Source organism: Lentzea alba (assembly GCF_011067745.1).
Taxonomy (GTDB): domain Bacteria; phylum Actinomycetota; class Actinomycetes; order Mycobacteriales; family Pseudonocardiaceae; genus Lentzea; species Lentzea alba.
The window spans coordinates 87,325-114,102 of record NZ_JAAMPJ010000008.1; the positions used below are offsets into that span (position 1 = coordinate 87,325).

23 protein-coding genes are annotated in these 26,778 nt (G+C 68.9%); 15 read left to right on the forward strand and 8 right to left on the reverse strand.

Annotated elements, in window-relative coordinates; genetic code table 11:
* Positions 1-14 precede the first annotated feature (14 nt).
* Positions 15-2,198 (forward strand): ATP-binding protein, encoded by a 2,184-nt coding sequence (locus G7043_RS27705; RefSeq protein WP_166050436.1) that lies wholly within the window; start codon positions 15-17, stop codon positions 2,196-2,198.
* Positions 2,199-2,266: 68 nt separating this feature from the next.
* Here the strand turns inward: G7043_RS27705 and G7043_RS27710 are convergent, their stop codons facing one another.
* Together G7043_RS27710 and tnpB are read right to left on the reverse strand one after the other, a co-directional pair.
* Positions 2,267-3,334 carry an LCP family protein gene (locus G7043_RS27710; RefSeq protein WP_166050437.1) on the reverse strand — a complete coding sequence of 356 codons (1,068 nt, stop codon included), beginning with the start codon at positions 3,332-3,334 and terminating at the stop codon, positions 2,267-2,269.
* A gap of 49 nt (positions 3,335-3,383) precedes the next feature.
* Positions 3,384-4,745 carry an IS607 family element RNA-guided endonuclease TnpB gene (gene tnpB, locus G7043_RS27715; RefSeq protein WP_166050439.1) on the reverse strand — a complete coding sequence of 454 codons (1,362 nt, stop codon included), beginning with the start codon at positions 4,743-4,745 and terminating at the stop codon, positions 3,384-3,386.
* A gap of 118 nt (positions 4,746-4,863) precedes the next feature.
* On the opposite strand from tnpB, the gene G7043_RS27720 reads away from it, so the two are divergent.
* The 8 genes from G7043_RS27720 to G7043_RS27750 all read left to right on the forward strand — a co-directional run bounded on the left by G7043_RS27720 (position 4,864) and on the right by G7043_RS27750 (position 13,770).
* Positions 4,864-5,283 (forward strand): DUF6542 domain-containing protein, encoded by a 420-nt coding sequence (locus G7043_RS27720; RefSeq protein WP_166050441.1) that lies wholly within the window; start codon positions 4,864-4,866, stop codon positions 5,281-5,283.
* Entirely contained in the window at positions 5,244-5,369 is a 126-nt protein-coding gene (locus G7043_RS49530; protein WP_278185883.1) for a hypothetical protein, read from the forward strand. The genes G7043_RS27720 and G7043_RS49530 overlap by 40 nt, the downstream gene beginning before the upstream one ends.
* Positions 5,366-7,258: a glycosyltransferase gene (locus tag G7043_RS27725; protein ID WP_313888100.1), complete on the forward strand. Its 1,893-nt coding sequence runs from the start codon at positions 5,366-5,368 to the stop codon at positions 7,256-7,258. Before G7043_RS49530 ends, G7043_RS27725 begins: the two co-directional genes overlap by 4 nt.
* Before the next feature lie 22 nt (positions 7,259-7,280).
* On the forward strand, positions 7,281-7,844 hold the full coding sequence (locus G7043_RS47730; protein WP_207311806.1) for a TetR/AcrR family transcriptional regulator: 564 nt from the start codon (positions 7,281-7,283) through the stop codon (positions 7,842-7,844).
* 78 nt (positions 7,845-7,922) lie between these two features.
* The gene (locus G7043_RS50000; RefSeq protein ID WP_166050443.1) at positions 7,923-9,116 is read left to right on the forward strand and encodes a cytochrome P450; all 1,194 of its coding nucleotides are present in this window, start codon (positions 7,923-7,925) and stop codon (positions 9,114-9,116) included.
* Positions 9,117-9,118: 2 nt separating this feature from the next.
* Positions 9,119-9,313 carry a ferredoxin gene (locus G7043_RS48635; protein WP_166050445.1) on the forward strand — a complete coding sequence of 65 codons (195 nt, stop codon included), beginning with the start codon at positions 9,119-9,121 and terminating at the stop codon, positions 9,311-9,313.
* A 308-nt stretch (positions 9,314-9,621) separates the two neighbouring features.
* Positions 9,622-10,551, forward strand: a complete 930-nt coding sequence (locus tag G7043_RS27745) for a hypothetical protein (protein WP_166050447.1) — start codon at positions 9,622-9,624, stop codon at positions 10,549-10,551.
* 294 nt (positions 10,552-10,845) lie between these two features.
* On the forward strand, positions 10,846-13,770 hold the full coding sequence (locus G7043_RS27750) for an AfsR/SARP family transcriptional regulator (protein ID WP_166050449.1): 2,925 nt from the start codon (positions 10,846-10,848) through the stop codon (positions 13,768-13,770).
* A 166-nt stretch (positions 13,771-13,936) separates the two neighbouring features.
* Here G7043_RS27750 and G7043_RS27755 read toward each other — a convergent pair whose 3' ends face one another.
* The 5 genes from G7043_RS27755 to G7043_RS27775 form a co-directional block, all read right to left on the reverse strand.
* Positions 13,937-14,737 (reverse strand): phospholipid scramblase-related protein, encoded by an 801-nt coding sequence (locus tag G7043_RS27755; RefSeq protein ID WP_166050452.1) that lies wholly within the window; start codon positions 14,735-14,737, stop codon positions 13,937-13,939.
* 87 nt (positions 14,738-14,824) lie between these two features.
* Entirely contained in the window at positions 14,825-15,016 is a 192-nt protein-coding gene (locus G7043_RS27760) for a ferredoxin (protein ID WP_166050454.1), read from the reverse strand.
* Positions 15,013-16,224, reverse strand: a complete 1,212-nt coding sequence (locus G7043_RS27765) for a cytochrome P450 (protein ID WP_166050456.1) — start codon at positions 16,222-16,224, stop codon at positions 15,013-15,015. The genes G7043_RS27760 and G7043_RS27765 overlap by 4 nt, the downstream gene beginning before the upstream one ends.
* Positions 16,221-17,816, reverse strand: a complete 1,596-nt coding sequence (locus G7043_RS27770; RefSeq protein ID WP_166050458.1) for an ABC-F family ATP-binding cassette domain-containing protein — start codon at positions 17,814-17,816, stop codon at positions 16,221-16,223. The genes G7043_RS27765 and G7043_RS27770 overlap by 4 nt, the downstream gene beginning before the upstream one ends.
* Positions 17,817-17,924: 108 nt before the next feature.
* Positions 17,925-18,461, reverse strand: a complete 537-nt coding sequence (locus G7043_RS27775; RefSeq protein ID WP_313888101.1) for a TetR/AcrR family transcriptional regulator — start codon at positions 18,459-18,461, stop codon at positions 17,925-17,927.
* A gap of 72 nt (positions 18,462-18,533) precedes the next feature.
* Here G7043_RS27775 and G7043_RS27780 point away from each other — a divergent pair, with 72 nt between their 5' ends.
* The 6 genes from G7043_RS27780 (at position 18,534) to G7043_RS27805 (ending at position 24,795) form a co-directional block, all read left to right on the forward strand.
* Complete coding sequence (locus tag G7043_RS27780; RefSeq protein ID WP_166050459.1) at positions 18,534-19,607, forward strand: FAD-dependent monooxygenase; 1,074 nt, start codon at positions 18,534-18,536, stop codon at positions 19,605-19,607.
* A 182-nt stretch (positions 19,608-19,789) separates the two neighbouring features.
* The gene (locus G7043_RS27785; RefSeq protein WP_166050461.1) at positions 19,790-20,965 is read left to right on the forward strand and encodes a nitric oxide synthase oxygenase; all 1,176 of its coding nucleotides are present in this window, start codon (positions 19,790-19,792) and stop codon (positions 20,963-20,965) included.
* A gap of 10 nt (positions 20,966-20,975) precedes the next feature.
* Positions 20,976-22,040, forward strand: a complete 1,065-nt coding sequence (locus G7043_RS27790; RefSeq protein WP_207311853.1) for an APC family permease — start codon at positions 20,976-20,978, stop codon at positions 22,038-22,040.
* A gap of 39 nt (positions 22,041-22,079) precedes the next feature.
* Complete coding sequence (locus G7043_RS27795) at positions 22,080-23,177, forward strand: NAD(P) transhydrogenase subunit alpha (RefSeq protein WP_166050463.1); 1,098 nt, start codon at positions 22,080-22,082, stop codon at positions 23,175-23,177.
* Positions 23,174-23,440: an NAD(P) transhydrogenase subunit alpha gene (locus tag G7043_RS27800; protein ID WP_045309221.1), complete on the forward strand. Its 267-nt coding sequence runs from the start codon at positions 23,174-23,176 to the stop codon at positions 23,438-23,440. Before G7043_RS27795 ends, G7043_RS27800 begins: the two co-directional genes overlap by 4 nt.
* Positions 23,437-24,795, forward strand: a complete 1,359-nt coding sequence (locus G7043_RS27805; protein WP_166050466.1) for an NAD(P)(+) transhydrogenase (Re/Si-specific) subunit beta — start codon at positions 23,437-23,439, stop codon at positions 24,793-24,795. Before G7043_RS27800 ends, G7043_RS27805 begins: the two co-directional genes overlap by 4 nt.
* On the opposite strand, the gene G7043_RS27810 is transcribed toward G7043_RS27805, so the two are convergent.
* A complete protein-coding gene (locus G7043_RS27810) occupies positions 24,761-26,734 on the reverse strand; it encodes a putative bifunctional diguanylate cyclase/phosphodiesterase (protein ID WP_166050468.1) in 1,974 nt (657 codons plus the stop codon). The genes G7043_RS27805 and G7043_RS27810 overlap by 35 nt on opposite strands.
* Positions 26,735-26,778 lie beyond the last annotated feature (44 nt).

Sequence of the window (26,778 nt, forward strand, 5' to 3'; positions counted from 1 at the left end):
ACGATGTCGCCGAGGTGCGACGACTGCTGTCCGAATCTCGCCTTGTCACTCTTACGGGTGTTGGTGGGGTCGGAAAGACGCGGCTGGCGTTGCGGGCGGCCGCCGAGACGCACCGGGCTTTCCGCGACGGGGTGTGGTTCGTCGACCTGGGCGGCGTCACCGATCCCGACCTGGTCGTGCACACGGTCCTGGAGCAGTTGGGAGTCCACGACGACACGGTCCGCCCGCACCGCACGGTCCTGGTGGAACACCTCCGCGACCGGCAGATGCTGATGGTGCTGGACAACTGCGAGCACGTCGTCGCGGCCACCGCCGGCTTGGTGGACGCGTTGCTGCGCAGTGCCCCCGGTCTGCGCATGCTGGCGACGAGCCGGGAACGCCTCGGCGTCGACGGCGAACACCTGTGGCAGGTGGCGCCACTGCCGCAGGACCCCGCGCTGGCGTTGTTCGCCGAACGGGCGGCGGCCGTCGAGCCGGGTTTCGCGCTGACCGAGGAAAACCACGACAAGGTCAGCCAGATCTGCGCGCTGCTGGGCGGAATCCCGCTGGCCGTCGAACTGGCCGCGGTGCGCCTGCGGGTGCTGACGCTCGACCACCTCCTGTCCAGATTGGACGACACGTTCCGGGTGCTCGCGGAGGGCAAGCGCGGCGGCGACCCGCGGCACCAGACGCTGCAGGCCGCGGTGGACTGGAGCTTCCACCTGTGCACGCGGTCCGAACAGATCCTGTGGGCGCGGGCGTCGGTGTTCTCCGGCACGTTCGACCTCGAGGCGGCGGAACGGGTCTGCTCCGGAGACAGCGTCGAGCAGCGCGACGTCGTGCGCTCCTTGAGCGGACTGGTCGACAAGTCGGTCGTGGTCGCCGAACAGCACCCGTCCGGCACGCGCTTCCGGCTGCTGGAGCCGTTGCGCCAGTACGGCCTGGAGTTGCTGCGCGGCGCCGGCCGGGAACAGGTGATGCGCGAACGGCACCGCGACCACTTCATCGAGTGGGCCGAGCGACGGGAGAAGGAGTGGTTCGGCCCGGCGCAGCCGCAGATCTTCGCCCTCACCCGCCTGGAACACGCGAATCTGCGGTCAGCCCTGGACTTCTGCTTCGACCACGACGGCGAGGATGGCGTGCACCTCGCGAGCACGCTGTGGTTCTACTGGGCGGGCTGCGGCATGCTCGGTGAGGGACGCCATTGGCTGGACCGCGCCCTGGAGAGTTCGGCGCCGGGACCGCTGCGTGCGAAGGCCCTGTGGGTCAACGGGTACGTCGCGACGTTGCAAGGAGACCTCACCGCCTCCACCCGAATGCTGAAGGAATGCTACGAGTACGCCGTCGAGTCCGGCGACGGACCGGCGCTGGCCTACTCGACCCACCGCCTCGCCTGCACCCATCTGGTCGGCGACGACCTCGACCTGGCGGACGAGGGGTTCGCGAAGGCCATGAGCCTCTACCGCGGCCAGGGCACGGTCAACAGCCACACCATGCTGGCCGGCATCGAGCTCGCGATCTCGGCGACGTTCCAGCACGACTTCGCCACTGCGGAACGGCTCTGCGTCGAGGCGAAGGCCGTCGGCGAGGAGCACGGCGAACTGTGGGCGCAGGCGTATGCGATCTACGTGCTGGCGTTGTGCGCGTGGATCAGCGGTGACTTCGTACGAGCCGACCGGCTCGGCCGGGAGTGCCTGCGGATCAAGCGTTCGTTCCACGACCTGCTCGGCATCGTGCTCGCGATCGAGGTGCTGGCCTGGATCGCGGCCTCGCAGGGCAACGCGGCGCGCGCGGCGACGCTGCTGGGCGCCACCAACGAGATCTGGCAGTCGGTGGGCTACCCCATGTTCGGGTCGCGGTACTTCGGCGCCCCGCACGGCGAATGCGAGTCGGCGGCCATCCTCGCGCTGGGCGAGCAGGAGTTCCGCGCGATGTTCCGCAAGGGCATGGACCTCGAACTGGAGGACGCCATCGCGCTCGCCATCGGCGAGGAGCTGATCCCAGCGCCGCGGCCGACCTTCGAGCCGCCCACCCCGTTGACGCGGCGCGAGCAGCAGGTGGCCGACCTCATCGCGGGTGGCATGTCCAACAAGGAGATCGCGGCCAAACTGGTCATCGCGCGCAGGACCGCGGAGGGGCACGTCGAGCGGATCCTGCAGAAGCTCGGCTTCACCTCACGCGCGCAGATCGCCACCTGGGTCACCGAACGCCGCAACTAACCCGATCGGGTGGTTGATGAGGGGAGCTTTCTTAAACCTGGGGTTTAAGAAAGCTCCCCTCATCAACGTCAGTCCACGCAAGGAATCCCATCGTTGGGTGGTGGGGGCGGTGGGGCGGTGGCCAGTTCGGTGACCTTCGCACGCACCTTGTCCCGGTCGACCTTGTTCACGTTGAGAGGGCCGAGAGTGGCGCCGCCCTCGATCGGCAGCGTGTCGAACCGCACCTCGGACGGCAGCCTGCGGGCGAACTCGGTCAGGTCGAACCGCGCGTCCAGCACGACGTCCTGCTTCGCCATGTCGATCAACGCCTGCACCGCGGCCAGGTCCGCGCCCTTCACCCGCTTCGCCACGGCGGACAGGAACGCCTGCTGCCGCCGCGTGCGATCGAGATCGCCGTTCGGCAACCCGTGCCGCTGCCGCACGAACGACAGCGCCTGTCCCGCGTCGAGGTGCTGCGGCCCGGCCGGGAAGTTCGCGCCGGACAACGGATCCGCGGTGGCCTTCTTGAGGCACACGTCCACGCCGCCGAGCCCCTCGGCGATGTGGAAGAACCCGATCAGCGACAGCTCCACGAGGTGGTCGATCGGCTGGTTCAGGAACTCCGACACCGTCCGCGCCTGGGCGCGGCGCCCGGCCTCACGCCCGGCGCGTTCCAGCTCCCGCCGGTCGTGCGTCCCGGCGGCGCGCAGCCGGTTCTCCTCGGCGACCTTGGCCCGCCCGTAGGCCTCCTTGATCTTGCCCTCGCCGCCGGAGGACAGCGGCACCAGGTCGTCCCGCGGCACCGACATCGCCACCGCGGGCCCGGAAGCGGGGATGTGCAGCAGCATCAACGTGTTCGCGTTGTAGCCGCCGCGGTCGCTCTCCCCCGCCTGCAGGCGCCGCAACACGTCGTCCGGCAGCGGTTCGCCGTGCAGGTCCAGCCGCGTGGTGAGACCCATGATCAGGATGTTCGTCCCGGACACCGACCGCGGCGCGTCGTCCGGGATCGCGTACGACCGTTCGACGCCCGTCGAGATCGTGGACACCGTCGACCACGCGATGCCGGCGGCGGCGAGCACGGCCGCACACAGGCACGCCCAGACGGCGCGGAACAGGACGTGAAAGCCGGTGCGGTGATGGCCACCACGTGATTGCATGAACCTGAAACCGTTACCTGAGTTGTGAGCGAGTGTGAGTTCGCTGTGTTTAGGCAGCCGTCGCCTTGCGGCGTCGGCGTTGGCCCGTACCGGTTGGTGCGGGTCTTCCCGTGGCGGTACCCGTTGCCCGCGTGGCGCGGGTCTTACGTGGGTTTCCAGCGGGCTCGTTTTGTGTCGCCCCGCAACTCGGGGAGGACGTCTCGCGGTGCACGAGCGCGGCGAGGTTACGCGCGGCATTGAGGTCGCGGTCGCAGACCAGGTCGCACTCGTCGCAGCGGAAGGTGCGTTCGGACAGGCGCAGTTTGGCTTTCACCACGCCACAGCCCGAACACGTTTTGGAGCTGGGATACCACCGGTCGGCAACGTGCACATGCACGCCAGCCCACTGGGCCTTGTACTCGATCTGGCGGCGCAGTTCGGCCATGCCGACACCGGCGATGTGGCGGGCCAGCCGCCGGTTGCGCATCATGCCGGCCACGTTCAGGTCCTCGACCACGATCGTGCCGTGGGTGCGGACCAGCCGGGTTGACAGCTTGTGCAGACAGTCCCGGCGGGCGTTCGCGACCGCTGTGTGCAGCCGCGCGACGCGGGCCTGGGTCCTGCGCCACCGGGCCGAGGGCCGCCGCTGGGTACGTCGGTCTGGGCTGACGCGGCGCGCGGCCTGACGTTGCAGGCGGCGCAGTTCCCGTAGCGCGGTCTCCAGGTGCCGCGGGTTCGGGATCGTCTCGCCGCTCGACAGCACCGCCAGGGACTTCACGCCCACGTCGACACCCACCGCGTTCCTGGGCCGTGCGGGCGCCGGATCGGATCGGGTGATCTCCACGGAGAACGACACGAACCACCGCCCAGCCCGGTACGACACAGTCGCGGAGCGGATGCGGGCGGTGCCGCGCTCGACGTGGCGAGCCAGTTTGCGGGTGGACTCGTGGGTGCGGACCAGCCCGATGCGGGGCAGCTTCACGTACCGTCGGTCGTCGGCGAGACCGAACGCGCCAGTGGTGAACCGGCACGACACCCCAGACCGGCGACCCTTGAACCTCGGGAACCCGAGCCTGGATCCCTTTCGTGTGCCCTTCGTGGAGCCGGCCCAGTTCCCGAGCGCGGTCGCGAGGTTGGCCAGGCCGGACGAATAGGCCTCTTTGGAGTTCTCGCCCCACCATGCGGCGACGATGTTCTTGGCCTGGTTCCAGTCCTTGCGCAGGTTGTAGGCCGACCACGACAACGACGGGGTGAGCTGATCGTCGGGTAGATCGTAGGTCTTCTCGGCGGCCCGCTGGGACAGGTTCGCCTTGATCCTGGCCAAACCCCAATTGAACGCGTACCGCTGCGCACCACAATGCGACCGCAGGGCCACCTGTTGCCCCGCAGTCGGATCGAGCGCAAATCGATACGCCTGGATCACCGTGACCATCTCACCGACACCGTAGCGGCCAGCACCGACAACCCCGCCCGGCCACGCAGACACTCACGACTTCGCGTTGCTCACGCTCCACCAAGCAGCTACGACCCCTCATCTATTCTACGCGGTCATGGGGGTTCAGCTGCCGACTCTCGCGGCGGTCGCGATGCTGGCGGTCTTCGCGCAGACGGGTGTCTGGGTCGACGGCGACGACCTCGGCTGGGCCTTCGGCGGCTGGCTGGTGGCGGGCGCGGTGATCGCTTCGGCGCTCGTGCGCCGGGTCGGTCTGTGGACGGTGGTACCGGCGCCGCCTCTCGTGTTCGTCGTCGTGGCGGTGGGCAACGCGGCCTGGGAGCGGCAGTCCCGGCGACAGGCCTGGTGGGGGAGTACCAAGGAGCTCGCCGCGGACGCGGTCCCGTGGTTCGTCAACGGGTTCCCGTGGATGGCGGGTGCGGTCGGTGCGGCTCTGCTGGTCGCGCTCGTCCGAGGCATTTGTGGGGGGAAGAGGAAATGCAGGTCTTCGTCGACGACAACGGCGCTAGACGGGTAGTCGCGCGGCTGGTGAGCCTGATCGTCGCGAGTGGACTGATCGGGTTCGCCGCGGTGGTCGGCGGCGCGCTGCTGGGAGCGTGGTGACGCGCGCCCCGCGGCTGCACTGGATCTCGATCCTGTTAGGGCTGCTGGTGTTGATGGGCGTGGTGTCGTTCCACGCCTACACCGCGATCAGGCCCGAGCCCGTTCGGCACTCCCGAGACGTCCTGGAGCTGCCGGAACGCACGCTCGCGCTGGCGTTCCACGGCGGCCCTCATCCGAAGTGGACCCCGCGGGCACTGGACAGGCTGCGGGACTCCGGCGTCCAGGCGACGTTCTTCGTCACCGGCGTCCAGGTCACCCGCAACCCCGAGGTGGTCCGGCGGATCGTGGCCGAGGGCCACCAGATCGGCATCGACGGCTTCCGCGCCGAGGGCGACTGGGCGGACTCGCTGAACCTGGCGTTCGCGCAGGCGGCGCTCGCCGACGTGCTCGGTGTCCACGCGCGACTGGTCGGCGCGCCGGTCGAGGTCGACAGCGGCGACCGCACGCACCAGGACATCGGCGCGCTGGTGCAGATGTCGTTGCGCGAAGGCAAAGGCGTGGTCCGGCTGCACGACGACGGCAGCATCGGCGGGGACATCGCCCGAAGGCTGGCCAAGGAGCCTGGCTACCGGTTCATCCCTGTTCCCGGCGGTGGCACGGCCGAGGTGACCGGGCCGCAGCGGTTCGCCGCCTCGGTCACCACGTGGTCGCAGCGCAACGGCGGCCTCGTGCTCACGCTGCTCGGCACGGCCATCGGGATCGCCGCCCTGCTCGGCCTCCTGCGCACGCTCATGCAGCTCGGCCTCGCGCACACCGACCGCCGGCTGCGGCGTGAGGGCGAGCAGGAGCCGCCGCCGTGGATCGCGCCACCGGTCTCGGTGGTCATTCCGGCGTACAACGAGGCGTTGAACATCGCCGCCACGGTGAGGTCGATCGCCGCGAACAACCACCTCGCCGACGTCGAGGTGATCGTGGTCGACGACGGTTCGACGGACGGCACCGCGGACCGCGTCGAGGAGTTGGACCTGCCCGGCGTCACCGTGCTGCGGCAGGACAACCAGGGCAAGCCCGCGGCGCTGAACGCGGGCATCCGCCAGGCGAAGCACGACGTGCTGGTGTTGCTCGACGGCGACACGATCTTCGAGCCGGACACGATCGGCCAGCTGGTGCAGCCGTTCGCGGACACCGATGTCGGCGCGGTCGCCGGCAACGCGAAGGTCGGCAACCGGCAGGGCCTGCTCGGACGGTGGCAGCACCTGGAGTACTGCGCGGGGTCCAACCTGGACCGGCAGATCCTGCACGCGCTGCGGTGCATCCCGACGGTGCCGGGCGCGGTCGGGGCGTTCCGCAAGGCCGCGCTCACCGATGTCGGCGGCGTCAGCGACCACACGCTCGCCGAGGACACCGACCTCACGATGGCGGTCACCCGTGCGGGCTGGCGGGTCGCCTACCGTCCACAGGCGAGGGCGTGGACCGAGGCGCCGGTGACCGTCCGCGGCCTGTTCCGGCAGCGTTATCGGTGGTCGTACGGGACTTTCCAGGCGATGTGGAAAAACCGTGGCGCGTTGGTGGAGAACGGGCCGATGGGCCGGTACGGACTCATCTACCTGTTGGCGTTCCACCTGCTGCTGCCGCTGCTCGCTCCAGTGATGGACATGTACGTGCTGTACGGGTTCCTCGTGGCGGACGCACCGCTCGCGGCGATCGTGTGGACGGTGTTCCTGCTGATCCAGACCGCGAGTGCGGGCTACGCGCTGAGGCTCGACGGCGAGTCGCTCAAACCGTTGTGGGCGTTTCCGTTGCAGCAGCTCGTGTACCGGCAGCTCATGTACGCCGTGGTCATCCAGTCGTTGGTGACGGCGCTGCACGGCACGCAGCTGCGGTGGATGTCGGTGCGGCGCACGGGTCGGCTCGCGGACGCACCCGGCGGTACGGTGCACGTCACTTAGTCCCGGCATTTCAAGGAGCACGGTGGGCCGCACGCCCCTGGACACGCCTGCCCGTCAGCAAGAGGTCTTCTCCGCCGTGCTCGGTGTGCTCGCCGAGGTCGGCTACGCCCGGTTCAACATGGACCTCGTCGCGTCCAGAGCGCGCGCCAGCAAGGCGAGCCTCTACCAGCGCTGGCCGTCCAAGGCCCGGCTGATCACGGACGCGCTGAAGGCGAACCTGCCCGACCTGCCGCAGCCGGACGAGGGCACGTTCGCCGAGGACGTCCGCCAGATCCTGCGGTCGTGGGGCGAGCCGGTGCCGTTCGACATCGCCGGGATCTTCCTCGGGCTGCTCGAGGGCAGCCGCCAGGACGCGGATCTCGCGGGCCTGCGCGAGGAGTACGTCGACCGTGCCTACACCGAGCAGCTCCAGGTGGCCGTCGACCGGGCGAAGAGCCGCGGCGAGCTGCCGGAGTCCCTCGACGCCGGCATGCTCATCACCGCGCTGATCTCGACGTTCGTCCTGCGCTCCGAGGAACGGGGCGTGGTCGATGGCATCGTCGACGGCCTGCTGAGGCCGTTGATCGGCACCTTTCGGGCCAAATAACTCGTCAGGTCGTAGTTTCTTCGCTACGTTCGGTCATGGTTTCAAAAGAACAGTTTTGTTCTGTTGAGGGGAACTTCCGTGACCGAAGCTGCCGTCTGCCCCGTCCTGCACGAACGCGACCACCCGCTGCACGGCCCGACCGGATTCGCCGAGGCCGTCAGCGACGGACCCGTGAAGATGCTGTGGCCCAACGGTGTCGAGGCATGGGTGGTGTCGAGCTACGCCGGTGCCCGCCAGGTGCTGTCCGACCCCCGCTTCGTCACCCGCAAGGGCGGCCATCCGGAGATGCGCACGGACTCCGGCGAGCCCGTCCTCGACGCCGACCAGCCGGGCAACATCAACGCCATCGACGGCGAGGCGCACCTGCGGTTGCGCCGTCCTCTCTCGCGCGGCTTCATGGTCAAGCGCATGAACGCGCTGCGCCCGCGGATCCAGCAGATCGTCGACGAGCACCTCGACGTCATGGAGGCCAAGGGCGCGCCCGCCGACCTGGTCACCTCGTTGTGCCTGCCGCTGCCGTCGCTGGTGATCGCCGAACTGCTGGGCGTGCCGCCGGAGCACCAGGAGCTGTTCCAGGTGACCGCGACCGACATCTTCGGCAAGAACGGGTCGAAGGACGAGTACGTCGCCCACGCGACCAAGCTCGCCGACGTGCTCGCTCCGATCGTGGCCGGGAAGAAGGACGCCGGCACGAACGACGACCTCATCGGCCTGATGGTCAACGACACCGACTTCAGCATGGACGAGCTGATCTTCCTGTGCATCGGGTTGCTCGCCGCCGGGCACGAGACCACGTCGAACTTCCTCGGCCTGTTCACGCTGCACCTGTTCGAGCAGCCCGAGCAGCGGGCGATCCTCCAGGGCGATCCGGCCCGCGCGGACGTGATGGTCGAGGAGCTGATGCGCTACACGGTCGGCCATCTCGGCGGCGCCGGCCTGACTCGCCGGGCGACCGCGGACGTCGAGGTCGACGGTGTGCTGATCAAGGCAGGCGACTGGGTGAGCGTGTCGCTGCTGGCGAACCTCGACGAGGAGCTGTGCCCGCGCGCCGCGGAGCTCGACCTGGACCGCGAGACCGTGTCGCACCTGGGGTTCGGCTTCGGGCCGCACCAGTGCCTGGGCGCCAACCTGGCGCGGGCGGAGCTGCAGATCGGGCTGCGGACGCTCTTCACCCGGTTCCCGAACGTGCGCCCGGCGGTGCCTGTCACCCAGATGAGCTACCGCACCGACATGATCACCTACGGCGCCGCGTCGATCCCGGTGGAGTGGTGAGCGTGACGGTCCGGATAGACCGGACGAGGTGCATCGGATCTGGCCAGTGCGTGCTCGCCGCACCGGACGTCTTCGACCAGTCGGACGACGACGGGCTCGGCTTCGTCATGATCGCCGAACCACCCGCTGACCTGTTGCCGGGCGTTCGTGACGCGGTCGACAGGTGCCCGGCGCAGGCGGTGGGCCTGGAAGAGTGACTTGATCGGCCGATCCGGTGAGGCGCCATCACCGGGAATTGATTCAGTGCCTCTGTGCTGACACCTCGTTGGCCCCTTTCCGATCACGCTGTTCGTCCAGAATCGTAAACGCGGCCACCACGGCGTTGTGGTGGCCGCGTCCATGCGCTGGTGGAGAGTCGAAAGACCCTTCCCGACCAGGCCGAACAGCGGGATGGTGGCGACGGCGCGGTGAATACCGGCGGTGTGTAGCGGGTACCTGTGCAGCGGGTGCGCGGCGCACGTCAGGAGGACCAGCTATGTTCAACGGCGATGCATTTCCAGCTCGCGTGGACAAAACCGACGTGCGGCATGTCGAAACTCTGACCAGCGCACTGCGGGCGTTGGACTACGAATATGGCGGCGGCGCCTGTCGCGATGCCTGCGTCGCTTTGCTGAACTGGGCGAACCCGTTGCTCGACACCGGCTCGTCCGGACACGTGCTGCAACGGCTCCAGGTCGCCATCGCGGACCTGCACAACCTGGCTGGCTGGGCGTCGTTCGACATGGGCTTGCTGGAATCCGCACATCTGCACTTCGGCCGTGCGATGGGTCTCGCGCGTGCGTCGGGCAACAGCGCGTTGGAAGCGAACATCCACTACCGCATGGGTCGCGTGCATCTGCACTACGAGCTGGCTGAGGACGCTTTGGCGTCGTTCCAACGTGGATTGCCCATTGCACAGGCCAGTGGGTCCACCTTGGCCGTGTCGATCCTGCACGCCAACGAGGCGTGGGCGTTCGCGAAGATGGGCGCCGAGCGACAGGCGTTGCGTCAGTTCGCCCGCGCGGAGGAGGAGTTCGAACGCGCGGAAGCCGAAGACGCACCGCCGTGGGCGCGGTTCTTCGACCTGGCCGATCTGGTGTCGATCGGCGGCATGGTCCACACGGAACTCGCGCGCACGTGCGACGTGAAGTACGCGCGGTCCGCGATCCCGTTGCTGACCAGGGCCATCTCCGCCGGGGGAGAGGAGACGTCGCGCAGCCAGTCGTTCCGGCTGGCCGCGCTGGCAGTGAACTACCTGGTGCAGAACGAGGCCGAACAGGCGCGGGACATCGGGGAACAGGCGATCGCGGTGTCCGGGCCGATCCGTTCCGCCCGCACCCGCGACCGGATGCGGCCGTTGAAGCAGGAGGCGGACCGGTTGCGGGGCAACGAGGCCGCGGACGAGTTGGCGTCGAGGCTGGGGAAGTTCATCTCGGCGTCGCAGGGAGCAGCCTGAGCTGGAAGGCGCCGCCGGGGCCCGAGGAGAGGTTTGGGCTTCGGGCCCCGGCGACACCATGTGCCCGAACAGCGCCCAGCTGGGGGGCCTCAGCGCTGCTCGGCGTCTGGTGTTTTTCCTCAGCAGCGGACGTCGGTGTGCACCGCACAGGTCGTGGCGCCGGAGTCCTGCCCGACTCCGAGAACCGACGCACCGGCGGCGTTGAAGGTTGTCCGCTCCATGGGCGAGAAGCATCACGTCACCCGCTGACATTTCGCTGACACCTGGGGTTACCGGCTGGTTAGGATCTGGCCCATGCAACGGCGGTGGGGGTTCAGGGTTCTCGGATCGTTGCAGGTCATCGACTCGGGCCGGGTGGTGGAGCTCCGCGCGGCCAAACAGCGTGTCCTGCTTGCGGCGTTGCTGATGAAGGCCAACGCGCCGGTGTCGTCGTACGAGCTGATGGAACACCTCTGGGGTGAAGAGCCCTCAGGCGCAGCGCGCGCGACCCTGCAGACGTACGTCATGCGTTTGCGACAGTCGCTGGACGACCTCGCGGACCGCAAGCTCGTCCGCACGTGGCCGACCGGCTACTCGATCCACGTGGACGACGACCAGCTCGACCTGCTGACGTTCCAGCGGTTGCGCGCCGAGGCCCGCCGCGCGCCCGACCTGGAGACCGAGGCGCGGTTGCTGGGCGAGGCCGCCGCGTTGTGGCGGGGGCCCGCGCTGGACCAGATCTCGTCGCTGCGAATGGAACAGACCGACGTGCAGCGGCTGAACGAGCAGCGCTGGGAGGTGCTGGAACGCCGCAACGACGCCGAGCTGCAGCTCGGCCGCCACGACCAGATCGTCGACGAGCTGCGCTCCCTGGTCGCGCAACACCCGCTGCGCGAACGCTTCTGGTACCAGCTGATGCTCGCCCTGCACCGCACCGGCCAGCAGGCGCAGGCGCTGGACGTGTTCCGCCGCGCCAGCGAGGTGCTCGCCGACGAGCTCGGCATCGACCCGAACGCCGAACTGCGCGCCCTGCACATGGAGGTCCTCGCCGGGTCCTCCGCGCCGATCGCCGTCCAGTCGGGGCCGTCGTGGCTGCCTCCCGCGGTCGGCGACTTCTCCGGCCGGTCCGACGAGGTCGTGCGGCTCACCGCCGGCCTGCGTTCCGGCGGGACGTGGACGATCACCGGTCCCGGCGGTGTGGGCAAGACCTCGCTGGCCGTGCACTGCGCTCACGTCGTGCGGGACGCGTTCCCGGACGGGCAGCTGTACCTGAACCTGCGCGGTGGCGAGCAGAAGCCCGTCGGACCCGCCGCGGCGCTGGACCGGTTGCTGCGCGGCCTCGGCGTGTCCGGCGGCGCGATTCCGTCCTCTGTGGAGGATCGAGTCGATCTCTACCGCGATCTGCTGTCCGACCGGCGGATCCTGGTCGTGCTGGACAACGCGATCAACGAGGCCCAGGTTCGGCCGTTGCTGCCCGGCACCACCTCGGGCGCGGCTCTGGTGACCTCCCGGGCGGCGCTGGCCGGCCTCGAGGCCGCTCACGTCGTGCCGTTGGACGTGTTGCCGTCCACCGACGCGCTGGCGTTGCTGCGGGCCGCGGTGGGCGAGGCTCGGATCGCCGCGGAACCTGTTGCGGCTCAGGCGATCGTGACCTACTGCGGGCAGCTGCCCCTGGCGTTGCGGGTGGCCGCGGCCCGGTTGGTGGCGCGTCCGCACTGGCAGCTGGCGAAGCTCGCCGGGCGGTTGTCCGACGAGCGGCGACGGTTCGACGAGCTGTCACTGGGTGATCTGGACGTGCGGGCTTCGCTGGCCCTGTCCTACGACGGCCTGGACGAGTCGCACCGCACGGCGTTCCGGTTGCTGTCGCTGGTCGACACCCCCGACTTCCCGGCCTGGATGGCTTCACCGCTGCTGGGGCTGGATCTGGACGACGCCGAGGACCACGTCGAGGCGTTGGTCGACGCCCGCCTGGTCGACTACGCGGGACGCGACTCGTTGGGGCAGGTGCGGTATCGGCTGCACGACCTGCTGAGGGCGTTCGGACGGGAGGCCGCGGACGAGGACCCGGCGGTGGCGCTGAAGGCGTTGTTCGAGCAGTGGCTGGACCTGGCCACGCGGGCCGACGTGGAGCTGCCGCACCAGGCGATCCGGCCGGAACCGCTTGCGCTGGAACGCTTCGACCTCGGTGACGCGGCCGAGTGGTTCGACGCCGAGTGGCAGAACATCCACGCCGTGATCACCCAGGCCGCCGCACTCGGCCTGGGCGCGCTGGCCGCCGAGCTGACCATCCGGTCGGCCGCGTTCTGCGATCTGCGGGCCCGGTTCGACGACTGGGAGCAGATCAACGAACTCGGGTTGTCCTGTGCACCGCCGGAGCGCAAGCCGATCCTGTTGCAGCAGCGGGGAATCCTGCACGGCCGCTTGCACAGGTACGTCGAGGCGTCCGCCGACTTCGCCGCCGCGCAGGAGGGTTTCGCCCTCGCCGGAGACGTGTGGGGTGAGGCCTACGCGTGGTACGGCATGGGGTGGATGCACGAGTGGAGCGGCCGTTCCGCCGAGGCCCGCGAGGCGCACCGCGAGGCCATGACCCGGTTCGTGGCATCGGGAAACCCGCACGGCGAGGTCGAGGTGCTGTGTTCGCTGGGCGCCATCGAACGACGTGCCGGCGGCCTGGCCGCGGCGCAGGAGTACCTGGAGCGGGCCCGGCGGATCGCCCGTCAGCTGGGCGACGAGCAGAGCGAACTGATGGCGACGCTGGAACTGGGACGGTTGCACCAGTTCACCGGCGAGCTGGAGATGTCGGCGGCGTTCCTGCGGTCGTCACTGGCCGCCGCGCAGAAGCTCGGCGACCCGGACTTCGCCGCGAACATGCGGGTGTTCCTCGCCGACACGCTGATCCGCTCCCGCCAGCTCCCGCTCGCCGAGGAACAGCTGCGCCAGGCCTGGGAGTACTTCGAGGAGCACAACGACCAGCACGGCCGCATCTGGGTGTGGCGCCTGAGATCCGCGTTGGCCGAGACGCCCGAGGAGGCGGTGCGGCTGGCCACGCTGGCGATGGACCAGGTCCGCGAGATGGACTCGCCGCCGGAGTTCGGGCGGTCGTTGCGGGTGCTGGGCGACGCGCTGGAACGGGCCGGGCGGTTGGAGGAGGCTCGGGAGCACTGGCGGCAGGCGGAGGAGACGCTGACGGCGGCGGGGTTCCAGGCGGAGGTCGACGAACTCCGCCTGGCGATGTCCTGACCCAGGCTCAGCCCTGGTTCTGGCTCAGCCCTGTGTCAGCTCTCCATCGGGTCGAGCAGGGGGTGCCACCTGCCCAGACGCATCAGGGGAATTCGACCACGGCGGCGTTTTGGCGATGTCTCCGTGCGGGCCGAGTCTTTGCGCGTGAAGTTGGGACAGGGACGCGCTACCCCTGGTTCTGGCTGAGCACCGTGTCCACGGTGACGCCGGACGCCACGATCATGCTGAGCAACGGGTCCGGCACCTGCCGGTGGAACTGCACGACGTAGTTGTCGGCCGTGGAGAACAGAGCTTTCGACATGCCCTGCCACGTCTTGGTGATGCGCGCGACCTCGGTCTCCGTGTGGTCCTGCAGCGAGAAGTTCCACGCGCGCCAGTTCTCCGCGTAGATGCCGCCGACCTTCATCCCGTTGCAGACGTAGGCGAAGCGGACCTTGCCGAACACGTTCTCCTGGACGATCTCGCCGATCGGCATGCCGTCACCGCGCTCGACGATCACCTTGGACTTCCACATGGTCGCGGGCCGGACCAGCCGGAGCAGCGGATGCCCCTGCACGTCCCGGATCTCCAGCCGGACGTCCAGCATCGAGTCCATCTTCGTGAAGGCGCGCAACGCTTTGGCGGCCCCGGACTGGCCGACCTGTTCCACGGTGCCGATGTGGCGGGCGTGCTGGTCGTAGATGACGTAGGAGTTCGACATCTCGATGAGCTTCGCCTTCTGGTTCACCACCAGGACGGGCTCGGTGAACAGCGTGCCGCCGCCACCCTGCACGGGTTGCCCGATGCCGGCGCGCTGGACCTGGTGCGCCACGCGGTCCTGGCCGGTGCCGCCCATCTGCATCTCCATGTGATGGGCGTCGGTCTGTTGCTGGCGCGGCTGGGTGTGGGGCGTCCACTGGGCGCCGTCCCACCAGCGGACGAAGCGCGGATCGGCGTTGTCCGGGTACCAGCCTGGCGCGGTGTTCATGTCGTGAGCGTACGACTTGACGACAGCCGTTGGTGCCAGGCGACAGGGCACATGTTGTCGCCTGGCAGCTCTCCAACGGTCAGCGCGTCAACTGATCGTGATCGCGCTCGCCGGGCACAGGCCGGCCGCCTCCTTCGCGGTGGCCTCGTGCGTGGCGTCGGGGTGCTCCACCAGCAGCACGACCGTGCCGTCGTCTTCGTTCTGGTCGAAGAGATCCGGGTCGGTCAGCACGCACATCCCCGAACCGCAGCACTTCGACTGGTCGACGGAAATCCTCATGACGACCACGCTACTGGCAACGAGTGGACTCCGTAGATCCCCATGTCCGTGCGCAGCGGCACCTCCTCCGGGGCGATGTCCAGCCGGAGGTCGGGGAAGTCCTGGAACAGCTTCGTGAACCCGATGCGCATCTCGATGCGCGCGAGCTGCTGACCCAGGCACTGGTGGATGCCGTGCCCGAACGCGACGTGGCCCGACGCGGGGCGGCGCAGGTCGAGTTCCTCGGGGTTGCCGGGGAACTTCTCCGGGTCGCGGTTCGCCGTCGGCACGTGCATCAGCACGGTGTCGCCCGCCTTGATCAGGTGGCCGTCGATCTCCACGTCCTCGGTCGCGGTGCGCACCGGTCCGAAGTGGATGATCGACAGGTACCGCATCAGCTCCTCGACGGCGTTGTCGATGACCTCGGGCTCGTCCTTGAGGATCTTGAGCTGGTCGGGGTGCTGCAGCAGCGTGAACGTGCCGATGCCCAGCATGTTCGCCGTGGTCTCGTGGCCGGCGAGGAGGAGCAGCAGCGCCATGTTCGACGCTTCCTCGTCGGTCGGTTCCCCGGTGGCGAGCAGATCGCTGATCATGTCGTCGCCGCCGGGGTTCGCCTTCTTGCGGGCGATCAGCTCGCGCATGAAGTCCTGAATGCGCGCCATTGCGTCCATGGCCTCCTTGAACGTGCTGTCCAGGCTCAGCATCTTCGCCGTGTCCTCCTGGAACCTGTGCCGCTCGTCGTAGTCGACGCCGAGCAACGCGCAGATCACCAGTGACGGCACCGGTAGCGCGAACTCCTTGACGAGGTCCGCGCGGTTGCCGAGCGACCGCATGTGCGCGAGCTGGTCGTCGACGATCGTGGCGATCCACTCGGACAGCTGGTTCATCCGCCGGACCGTGAACTGCCCCTGCAGCATCTTGCGCAGGCGGGTGTGATCCGGCGGGTCCTGGCTCAGGAACATGCCCGGCTCGGCCTTGCGCTTGTCCTCGGGCACGTCGCCCTGGAACCGCTTGTCGAGCAGGTGGTGCTTCTCCGGGTTGTTGGTGAACTTCGGACTGCCCAGGATCTCGCGCACCTGGTGGTGGCCCGTGACCAGCCAGCCGAGGTGACCGTCGGCGAACTTCAGCCTGCTGATGCGGGCCTGCTCGCGGATGCCGGTGATCTCGGCGGGCGGGTCGAACGGGTTCTGGCGCGTGGTCGGCAGTTCGTCGGAGATCAGTTCGGTCATCTCGCACACCTCCCAGTGCTCACTAGAGGACCTACTTCCGAAGCTACAGAATTTTCATGACTTCGTGAAGGTGAATCGAGGGTCACGGACCGCCACGACCGGAAATCTGTCCGCATCTGCCGGTCGTGGGTCGCGACGGCCACGGCCGCCTTCGTCTGGTGCAGCGCTTCGGTCAGTTCGTCGACCAGTGCGATGGACAGGTGGTTCGTCGGTTCGTCGAGCAGCAGGACGTGCGGGCCGGTGCTCAGCAGGATCGCCAGCTCCAGCCTGCGTCGTTGTCCAGTGGACAGGCGGCTGACCGGGCGCGCGAGGTCTTTTCCGCTCAGCAGACCGAGTTCCTCCACGCGCGAACACAACTGTGCCGCGGTGGCGTCCTCGTTCTCGAACGACGACTCCTGGGCGAGCAGGGCCACCCGGCCGACGTGGTGCACCGTTCCCGTCGCCGGGGTCAGGCGGCCCGCCAGGACGGTGAGCAGCGTCGACTTGCCGGCGCCGTTCGGGCCGGTGATCAGCAGCTTCTCGCCCGCGCTGAGCGAGATCGGCTCGGTGAGGTTCACCCGTCCGGGTACTTCGAGCGGGGTGGCGTGCAGCAGGTCGCCGCTGGCCTCCAGTTCGGGCGGGGTGAAGCGCAACGGTGGTGGGGGAGCGTCCAGCCGGTGGCCGTCCAGCTCCTCCAGCCGGCGGGCGACGTTGCGCATCTTGTTCGCCGCGCGCGTGCTGCGCTTGTGCTTGAACGCGCCCTTCGGCGGGCGCCAGGCGTCCTTGAGGCGTGACTGGGCGCGCTCGACCTTGTCGGTCAGCTCGTCGTGCTCGGCTTCCTCCTGGGCGAACCGCTGTTCCCAGCGCTGGCGTTCGGCGCGCTTGGCCTCCTTGAACGCCCGGTAGCCGCCGCCGTGCAGGTGCACCTCGCCGTCGGGCGTCGGGTCGAGGTCGAGCAGCTGCGTGCAGACGTCGTCCAGCAACGTGCGGTCGTGGCTCACGAGAACCACGACGCCGTGGTGTTGCCGCAGGCGTTCGGTCAGGAAGTCCAACGCGTTCGCGTCGAGGTGGTTGGTCGGTTCGTCGAGCAGCAGGACGTCCGCGCGTTCGGCGAGCAGGCAGGCGAGCCGCACCCGATAGCGTTGTCCCACGCTGAGTTGCCGCAGCCGCGTGGACCTGGGGTGGTCGGCGCCAAGCGCTTCGAGTGCGATTTCGGCGCGGCGTTCGGCGTCCCACGCCTCGATGTTCTCCGCGTGCGCCAACGCTTTCTCGTAGCGTTGCTCGTCGAACGGCTCCGCCGCGCTGTCCAGTTCGGACAGTGCCTTACGGCTTTCGTGCAGCGCCTCGTTCAGCAGGTCCCCCACCGTTTCGCTTTCGTGGAACGGCATTTCCTGTTGCACGAGGCTCAACGAACCGTGGCGCGTGACAGTTCCCTGGTCCGGTGTCAGGTCGTCGGCGAGCAACCGCAGGAGCGTGGTCTTGCCGCGACCGTTCTCGCCGATGATGCCAAGGCGTTGGCCTGCGGAGACTTTCAGCGAGATGCCGTCGACGACAGGGCCGGCCTCATAGCCCTTGGTGAGATCTTGGGTCGTCAAATGAACATGCGAGCGCATGCGGGATCCTCTTTTGGGTACGCGAAATCAGGACGTGATGCGTGGTGGCACACGTCCTGAATCAGAGGTAGAAGACCCCGTACCCGAATCCCATGAAACCCACCGTACCTACGGTCGCAACGCCTTTTCGACCGCGTTCTTGAGATCCCGCACGCTCTCCTCGGTGCCCGGCGCCGGCCCGGCCGTGCTGCCCCCGCCGACGAGCCGGTAGAAGAGCAGGCCCTCGATGAACGCCGTGAAATGCGCTCCCGCCCGCTCCGGATCCTCGTGGCCCAGGGCCTCGGCGAGCGCTGTCGCCTGTTCCCGCGGCGAGTGGACCATGATCGTCTTGAGCTCTGGGTGGTGAGTGGCCTCCAGCATCGCCGCGTACCTGGCGAGCGTGCGGTTCCGTTCGACGAGCCAGCCGTCGATCGTCCTCGCGATGCCGCCCGCGAGGTCGGTGGGATCGAGGACGATCTCCTGCTGCTCCTGCTCGGCGAGCCTCGCCACGAACCCCTCGATCAACGCCTTGCGCGTGCGGAAGTACGCGCTGGTCGAGCCCTCCGGCAGGCCGGCCCGGCGGTCGACCGCGCGGTGGGTGAGCCCGCGCATGCCGTGTTCGGCCACGAGTGCGATCGCGGCGTCGGTGATCAGGTCCCTGCGCACTGTGCTCCTCGTCTCGCTCTACAGCTGTAGTCTACAGGTGTAGAGTCCTCTACATCTGTAGAGGAGGCTGGGATGAAGGCGATCGTGGTCGGTGGCGGCATCGGCGGACTGGCGGCGGCGGTGTCGTTGCGCCGCGTCGGCTGGGAGGTCCAGGTGCTGGAACGGGCCTCCGCTTTCGGCGAGATCGGCGCCGGCGTGGGCGTGATGCCGAACGCGTTGCGCGCGCTGGAGTGGATGGGGCTCGCGGACGAGGTGCGCCGGCTCGGCACGCCGCGCGTGTCCGGTGGTGTTCGCGCCTCCGACGGCCGCTGGCTGGTGCACTTACCGGACGTCGGCCAGGAGAAGGTCATCGCGATGCACCGGGCCGATCTGCACGGCGTGCTGCTGCGCGCACTGCCGTCCGAGATTCTTTTCAACGACGTCGAGGTCACCGGCGTCGAGGAGCTGGACGCGGACCTCGTGGTGGCGGCGGACGGCATCAACAGCCGCCTGCGCGGGGTGCTGCTGCCCGACGCGCCGGGACCGGTGTACGCGGGGGCCACGGCGTGGCGAGGGGTGGCGCCGGGTCCCTACGACCTGCCCATCTCGCAGACGCTCGGTCCCGGCGGCGAGGCGGGGATCCTGCCGCTGGGCGACGGCAGGGTCTGCTGGTACGTGGCCGCGGTGGCGCCCGCGGCGGCGGACCTGGACCCGCTGGAGCTGTTCGCCGGCTGGCACGAGCCGCTGCCGTCGTTGTTGAGGTCGACTCCGGACGTGCTGCGGCACGACATCTACGAGCTGCCGCTGTTGCCGACGTTCGTGTCCGGACGGGTGGCGTTGCTCGGCGACGCGGCGCACGCGATGACGCCGTACCTGGGGCAGGGGGCGTGCATGGCACTGGAGGACGCGGTGACCTTGGCCGTGTGCAACGGTGATCTCGCCCGGTACGACGCGTTGCGGAGGCCGCGCACGCAGACGGTGTGGAAGGGCTCGCGGATGGCGGGGAAGTTCGGGATCGAGGTGCGGTCGCCGATCGCGTCGGCGTTGCGCGACTTCGCTTTCCGCGCGTTGCCGCCAACGCTGGCGGTGCGCGGGATGACGCGGTTCTCCGCCTGGGAGGTGCCCGACCAAGTTCACTCGAACGGGTCGAATCCACCAGTGAACTAGATCACTGGTCAATGTTTGGTTTCGGGCAGATAACAGTCCAAAACCACCCTTTGTCGCGCCCTTTGTCACCCGGTTGCGGTATCAAGCACTCGCTGAGCGTGTCGGACGCGGTCCAGTGATCCAGATGGCGTAGCGCTAGAGGCGGTTTCCCGTACCCGAAAGCGCAACTACGGTGCCTCGCCATGACCCCCGTCCCGACTGATGTGATGCCCCGTTCCCTCACAGCGCTCCCCCCGGCGCAGGTCGAGAAGCTCGGCGAGATCGACATCCCCGAGGCAGAGGACTTCGTCCGGCAACACCACGCCGAACACCCGGACCTCGGTCCCGTCGAGGCCAGACTCGCCGAGGTGCACGCGGAGATCGCCGCGACCGGCACCTACCGCCACACGGCCGCCGAACTGACCTTCGGCGCCCGCGTGGCCTGGCGCAACAGCTCCCGCTGCATCGGCCGCCTGTACTGGCGCAGCTTGAAAGTGCGCGACCAGCGTGAGACGTCCACACCCGCCGACGTGGCCGCGCAATGCGTCGAACACCTCCGCGTGGCCACCAACAAGGGCAAGATCCGGCCCGTCATCACGATCTTCGCCCCGGTCGAGCCCGGCATGCCGGCGCCGCAGATCCTCAACGAGCAGATCGTCCGCTACGCCGCCTACCGCGGCACGGACGGCGGCGTGCTCGGGGACGCGCGGAACCTGGCGCTGACCGAGCTCGCGTTGAAGCGCGGCTGGCAACCCCCGGCCAACCGCGGCCCCTTCGACGTGCTGCCGCTCATGGTGTCCTGCAAGGGACACGACCCCGCACTCGTCGACATCCCCGCCGACGCGGTGCTCGAAGTCCCGCTCTCCCACCCGGAACTGCCGTGGCTGGCCACGCTCGGCGTGAAGTGGCACGCCGTCCCCGCGATCAGCAACATGCGGCTGCGCATCGGCGGCATCGACTACCCGTCGGCGCCGTTCAACGGCTGGTACATGGGCACGGAGATCGGCGCCCGCAACCTCGCCGACCACGACCGGTACGACCTGCTGCCGTACATCGCCAAACGAATGGGCCTGGACATGTCGTCGGAGGCGACGTTGTGGCGCGACCGAGCACTGATCGAGCTCAATCGCGCCGTCCTGCACTCGTTCGGCGAGGCCGGGGTCACGATCACCGATCACCACACCGAGTCGCAGCGGTTCCTCACCCACCTCGAGAAGGAGGAGGCGGCCGGGCGTTCGTGCCCGGCGGAGTGGTCCTGGATCGTGCCCCCCGTGTCGGGCGGGATCACGCCGGTTTATCACCGCTACTACGACTCGGGTGAACTGCTGCCGAACTTCTTCCCCGCCGCGAAGCCTTCCGGATGTCCTGTCACACAATGACCGGGTGCAGCTGACTCGAAGCCTGAACCTGTCCGACGCCGTCTTCGTCGGGCTCGGCTCGATGATCGGCGCGGGTGTTTTCGCGGTGTTCGCCCCGGCCGCGGCGGCGGCCGGGTCCGCACTGCTCGTCAGCCTCCTCATCGCGGGCGTGATCGCCTGCTGCAACGCGTTGTCGAGCGCCTGGCTGGCCGCGAAGTACCCGCAGTCCGGCGGCACCTACGTCTACGGTCGCGAACGGCTCGGCCGGATCTGGGGCGACCTGGCCGGCTGGGCGTTCGTGCTCGGCAAGACGGCGTCGTGCGCGGCCATGGCGCTGACGGTCGGCACCTACGTTGGTGCCCCCAAACTCGTTGGCGTTGCCGCGATCGTGGCGCTGACCGTGCTCAACCTGACCGGCGTCCAGAAGTCCGCGCTGGTCACGAGGATCATCGTGATCGCGGTGCTGCTCGTCCTCGCGGCCACCGCGGTCACCGCGCAAGAAGCCACGCAGCCGGCGGAGTTCCTGGGCTCAGGAATCCTTCCCGCCGCCGCGCTGCTCTTCTTCGCGTTCGCCGGCTACGCGCGCATCGCGACGCTCGGAGAGGAGGTCAAGGACCCGCAACGGACCATCCCCAGAGCGGTGGTCATCGCCCTCGCGATCACCCTCGTCGTCTACGCCGCCGTCGCGCTCACCGCCCTGAGCGCACTGGGCGCGGACCTGGCCACGAAGACCCTGGCGGACGTGTCTCCCGCGCTGGCGCCCGTCATCCGGGTCGCCGCGTGCCTGGCCGCGCTCGGCTCCCTGCTGTCGCTGCAACTGGGGGTCAGCAGAACCGCGCTGGCGATGGCTCGTGACCGCAGGCTGCCTGGGTTCCTGGCCGACCTGCGCCTCGCCGAGATCGCCACCGGGCTCGTCGCGATCGGGCTGGTGCTCGCCGTGGATGTCACACGCGCGATCGTGTTCAGCTCGTTCTGCGTGCTGCTCTACTACGCGATCGCCAACGCCAGTGCGTGGACGCTCGGTAAACGCGTCGTACCCGCGATTGGGCTGGTGGGGTGCCTGACGCTCGCCGGTGCGGTGCTCTGGCAACTGTGATGTGGCCCAGGTCACCTTTGATCGCGTAACGTGCGTACGGTGAAAGTGGGAGCTCCCGCAGAGTCGCGGCCCGCCGAGCGCCGAGTCGCCTGCGTACCGGAAACGGTGTCGTCGCTGGTCGACGCTGGACTGACCGTGCACGTCCAAGAAGGTGCCGGGCGTCATGCCCACGCCCCCGACGCCGCCTACCGCGCGGCCGGGGCGACCGTGACGCCCGAGGATCCGACGCCGGAGTCCGACGTCGTCGTGTCCGTGCAGCCGTTGACCCTCGACCAGGCCGGATTGCTCAAACCCGGCGCCATCACGATCAGCTTCCTGCAGCCCGCGAACGAACGCGCGTTGCTCGAGGTCTACCGCGACCGCCGCGTCACGTCGTTCAGCTTCGACCTGCTGCCACGGGTCACGCGTGCCCAGAGCGCGGACGCCCTGTCGTCGCAGGCGCTGGTGGCGGGCTACCGGGCCGTCCTGGTCGCCGCCGAACGACTACCGCGCTTCCTGCCCATGTTCACCACCGCCGCGGGCACGGTGCCGCCGGCCAAGGTGCTCGTCCTGGGCGCCGGTGTCGCCGGGCTGCAGGCGATCGCGACCGCACGCCGTCTCGGTGCCGTCGTCGAGGCGTACGACGTGCGCAAGGCCGCGGGCGAGGAGGTCCGCAGTCTCGGCGCGAAGTTCCTCGAGCTCGACCTGGAGACGCAGTCCGGTGTCTACGCGTCCGCGCAGTCCGAGGAGTTCCTGGAACGCCAGCGAGAACTCATCGGCGAGCACGTTGCCCAGTCCGACGTCGTGATCACCACGGCCGCCATCCCCGGCCGCAAGGCCCCGGTGCTCGTCACGACCGACATGCTCAAGGCGATGGCGCCCGGTTCCGTGGTGGTCGACCTGGCCGCGGAGTCCGGCGGCAACTACGCCGGTTCGGTTGCCGGCGAGGAGACCTGGGTCGGCGAGGTGCTGGTGCACGGCGCGCTCAACCTGCCGTCGTCGATGCCCGTGCACGCGAGCCGGCTGTACTCGCGCAACGTGCTCAACCTGCTCAAGCTGATGATCGCGGACGGGACGGTGGCGCCGAACCTCTCCGACGAGGTGCTCGACGGCTGCTGCCTCACCCACGACGGTCAGATCCGCAAGGAGTCGCCGTGATCGACCTGCTGACGATCTTCGTACTGGCCGTGTTCGTGGGCTTCGAGGTGGTCTCGAAGGTGTCGACGATCCTGCACACGCCGCTGATGTCCGGCGCCAACGCCATCCACGGCGTGATCCTCGTCGGCGCGATCCTGATCACCGGGTCCGCCGAGAGCACCCTGGAGCTGGTTTTGGGGCTGCTCGCGGTCTTCCTGGCCACGGTGAACGTGGTCGGCGGGTTCGTGGTGACCGACCGGATGCTGGAGATGTTCCGCAAATGATCGTCCAGCTGATGTACCTCGTCGCGGCGCTGTGCTTCATCCTGGCGCTGAAAGGCTTGAGCTCGCCCAAATACGCGCGCTACGGCAACTTCATCGGCGCGTTCGGCATGCTCGTCGCGGTCGTCACCGCGTACGTGCACGGTGTCGTCCACAACGGACTGTGGATCCTGATCGCCGTCGCACTCGGTGTGGTGGTGGGCATTCCGGCCGCGCGGTCGGTGAAGATGACCGCGATCCCGCAGATGGTGGCGCTGTTCAACGGTGTCGGTGGCGCCGCGGCGGCTCTGGTGGCGTTGGCGGAGTTCTTCGCCGTGCCGGAGACCGGCGTGCTGTTCCGGCTCGCGACCGTGCTGACGGTGCTGATCGGCTCGGTCAGCTTCTCCGGTTCCGTGGTCACGTTCCTCAAGCTGCAGGAGCTGATGACCACGCGGCCGGTGTTGTTGCCGGCCGGGCAGCAGCTCGCGATCGCCGCCGCCGTGTCGTCGGTCGCCTTGTGCGCCTTGACGATGGCGGTGCCGAACGGGTTCCTGCTGTGGTTGCTGGCGGCCGTCGGGCTGGCGCTCGGTGTGCTGTTCGTGCTGCCGGTGGGTGGCGCGGACGTGCCGATCGCGATCTCGTTGCTCAACGCGTTCACGGGTCTTGCCGTGGCCGCGTCCGGGTACGTGCTGGCGAACACGCTGCTGATCGTCGCGGGCACGCTCGTCGGCGCGTCCGGCACCATCCTGACCCGGTTGATGGCACAGGCGATGGGGCGGTCGCTGGCGAACATCCTGTTCGGTGCTTTCAAGGTCACCGCGGTTGTCGCGCAAGGGGAAGAGCAGCGGACGGTCAAGTCCGGCACCGTCGAGGACGTCGCGATCCTGTTGGGGTACGCGAACAACGTCGTCGTGGTGCCCGGATACGGGCTGGCCGTCGCCCAGGCGCAGCACGCCGTGCGTGAGCTCGTGGCGCAGCTCGAACGGCGTGGAGTGTCGGTGTCGTACGGGATTCACCCCGTCGCGGGCCGCATGCCGGGCCACATGAACGTGTTGCTGGCGGAGGCAGACGTGCCGTACGAGCAGCTCAAGGAGCTCGACGACGTCAACCCCGGGATCACGTCGGTCGACGTGGCCGTGGTGGTCGGGGCGAACGACGTGGTGAATCCGGGCGCGCGGGACGAGCCGGCCAGCCCGATCTACGGCATGCCGATCTTCGACGTCGACCGCGCGAAGTCCGTGGTGTTCATGAAACGGTCGATGCGGCCCGGGTTCGCCGGTGTGGACAACGAGTTGCTGTACAACCCGAAGACCACGCTGCTGTTCGGTGACGCGAAGGAGTCGCTCACGAAGCTTCTGGCGGCGGTGAAACAGCTTTAGTCAGCAGGTCGGTCACCTCGGCGGCGGCGAGGGCGGGCAGCAGCCCGATCACGCCGTCCGCGCCGGCGGACCGCCAGTGTTCGGCGTCCTCGAGGGTGTGCACCTCGTCGACGCCGAACCGCACACCGAAGCTGTGCACCGCCGCGATCAGGTCGCGCATCGCTTGGTACAGCGGGGAATCCGGGTGCGGCGCGGGCGCGCGGGTGATCACCGTGCGGACCGGCACCTCGGTCAGCACGGTCAGTTCGTCGTGTCCGCCGTGGAACCCGTCCAGCGCCGTCACGATGCCGCTGTCGTGCAGCACCACCGCGTTGTCGTCGCCCGCCAGCACCGACGAGATGTCGAGCGCGATCCGCAACCGCTCCGGCGGCAGGCCGGTTTCGTCGAGCGCTCGCTTGACGTCCCCGACCAGGTCCTCGTCGCGGGACTGCAGCGCGCCCAGCGCCAGGTGGAGCGTCGGTGCCCCGTCGCCGAACTCCGCCACCCATCGCGCGGCTTGAGCGCACGCCTCGCGCAGCAGCCACTTGCCGATCGGCAGCGACAGGCCCGTCGAGTCGGCCAGTGCCATGGTGTCGTTGTGGCTCAGGTCTTCCCAGTGCAGCCTGGCGACGGCGCCGAGCACCTCGCGGGTCTCGAGGTCGTGCACGGGCGCGTAGACGATCTCGATCTCGCCGTGCTCCCACGCGCCCGGCATCGAAGCGGCCAGCGCGTAGCGGCCGCGGCGGCGGGCGTCGTCGTGCGGGTCGTGCAACGCCCACTGCCGCTTTCCCCGTGCTTTCGCCTGGCGCAGCGCGGCATTGGCGCACCGCATCAGTTCCGCGGCGGTCGTGAACGCCGGGGGCCGGTCCACCACACCGATGCTCGCCGACAGCGCGATGCCGTGATCGTCCACAAAGGTCGGTTCGGCGAGCGCGTCCTGGATCTCCTCGACGGTCGAGGTGACGTTGTCCGCGATCGTCAGGAGGGCGAACTCGTCGCCGCCGATCCGGGCGACGATCGCCTTCTTCTCGTCGGCGAGCTTGCGGAGCCGGGCCGCGACGATCTTGAGCAGCTTGTCGCCGGTCTCGTGGCCCAGGCCGTTGTTGACGACCGAGAACGCGTCCAAACCCAGGTGGTACAACGTGATCGGATCGCTCTCGACCCGGCGTTCCACCTGGGTGACGAAGTGCTGGCGGTTCGACAGGCCGGTCAGCGAGTCGTGCAGCAGCTGGTGGTCGAGACTGCGTTGCAACAGGTGCAGCTCGCTGATGTCCTCGACCATCGTCACGAAATGCGTCGGCTCGCCGTCCGCGTCACGCAGCAACGACACCGCGAGGTGCACCCAGACCGGCTCGCCGTCCGCGCGGATGAGCTTGCGCTGGTCGCGGAACCGGTCGACGTGCCCCTCACGCACCTTCCGGTACGAGGCGCTCAGGGACGCCACGTCGTCGGGGTGGTAGAAGTCGGTCAGGTCGCGTTCGTGCAGGTCGGCGCCCGACTCCAGGCCGACGATCTCGGCGAGCGCGTCGTTCGCCTCGACGCACCGGCCGGCGAAGTCGGTGATCGCGATGCCCAGCGCGGCGGAGTCGAACACCTCCTGGAACCGCGCCTGGCTGACCTTCAGCGTGCGCTCGACCCGCTGTTTGGCCCGCACGATCGCGACCTTGATCTGCTCCTGCTGGTCGAACGCGTCCATCCGCATGGCCTGTGCGTACGCGGAGCTCAACCTCGCGAGCACGGGAAGTTCGAACGCCGACGAAAGAACGTCGATCGTGACCTGCAAGGAGTCCGGGCCGGTTGCATGCAGTGACACCAATCGATAGCCAACCGATTCAGGTTCCGCCGGCAACTCGATCAGCGAGTCGAGCAGGGCCTGCTCGATTTCGGCATGGGACAGCGGGATGTACGCGGTCGCGGTCAGCGCGTTCATCCAGCGGCGGGCGAGGTCCGGAAGTTCCATGCTGTGACAGAGCGTACGGACCTCGCGCGGTCAGGCCAACATCA

Bases quoted from the DNA above. Each gene is read 5' to 3' on its own strand.
- G7043_RS27770 (WP_166050458.1), bottom strand. From the start codon at position 17,816: ATGCGCTCGCATGTTCATTTGACGACCCAAGATCTCACCAAGGGCTAT.
- G7043_RS27760 (WP_166050454.1), bottom strand. From the start codon at position 15,016: ATGAGGATTTCCGTCGACCAGTCGAAGTGCTGCGGTTCGGGGATGTGC.
- G7043_RS27710 (WP_166050437.1), bottom strand. From the start codon at position 3,334: ATGCAATCACGTGGTGGCCATCACCGCACCGGCTTTCACGTCCTGTTC.
- G7043_RS49530 (WP_278185883.1), top strand. From the start codon at position 5,244: ATGCAGGTCTTCGTCGACGACAACGGCGCTAGACGGGTAGTCGCGCGG.
- G7043_RS27720 (WP_166050441.1), top strand. From the start codon at position 4,864: ATGGGGGTTCAGCTGCCGACTCTCGCGGCGGTCGCGATGCTGGCGGTC.
- G7043_RS27750 (WP_166050449.1), top strand. From the start codon at position 10,846: ATGCAACGGCGGTGGGGGTTCAGGGTTCTCGGATCGTTGCAGGTCATC.
- G7043_RS27765 (WP_166050456.1), bottom strand. From the start codon at position 16,224: ATGACCGAACTGATCTCCGACGAACTGCCGACCACGCGCCAGAACCCG.
- G7043_RS27780 (WP_166050459.1), top strand. From the start codon at position 18,534: ATGAAGGCGATCGTGGTCGGTGGCGGCATCGGCGGACTGGCGGCGGCG.
- G7043_RS27805 (WP_166050466.1), top strand. From the start codon at position 23,437: ATGATCGTCCAGCTGATGTACCTCGTCGCGGCGCTGTGCTTCATCCTG.
- tnpB (WP_166050439.1), bottom strand. From the start codon at position 4,745: ATGGTCACGGTGATCCAGGCGTATCGATTTGCGCTCGATCCGACTGCG.
- G7043_RS27755 (WP_166050452.1), bottom strand. From the start codon at position 14,737: ATGAACACCGCGCCAGGCTGGTACCCGGACAACGCCGATCCGCGCTTC.
- G7043_RS27810 (WP_166050468.1), bottom strand. From the start codon at position 26,734: ATGGAACTTCCGGACCTCGCCCGCCGCTGGATGAACGCGCTGACCGCG.
- G7043_RS27785 (WP_166050461.1), top strand. From the start codon at position 19,790: ATGACCCCCGTCCCGACTGATGTGATGCCCCGTTCCCTCACAGCGCTC.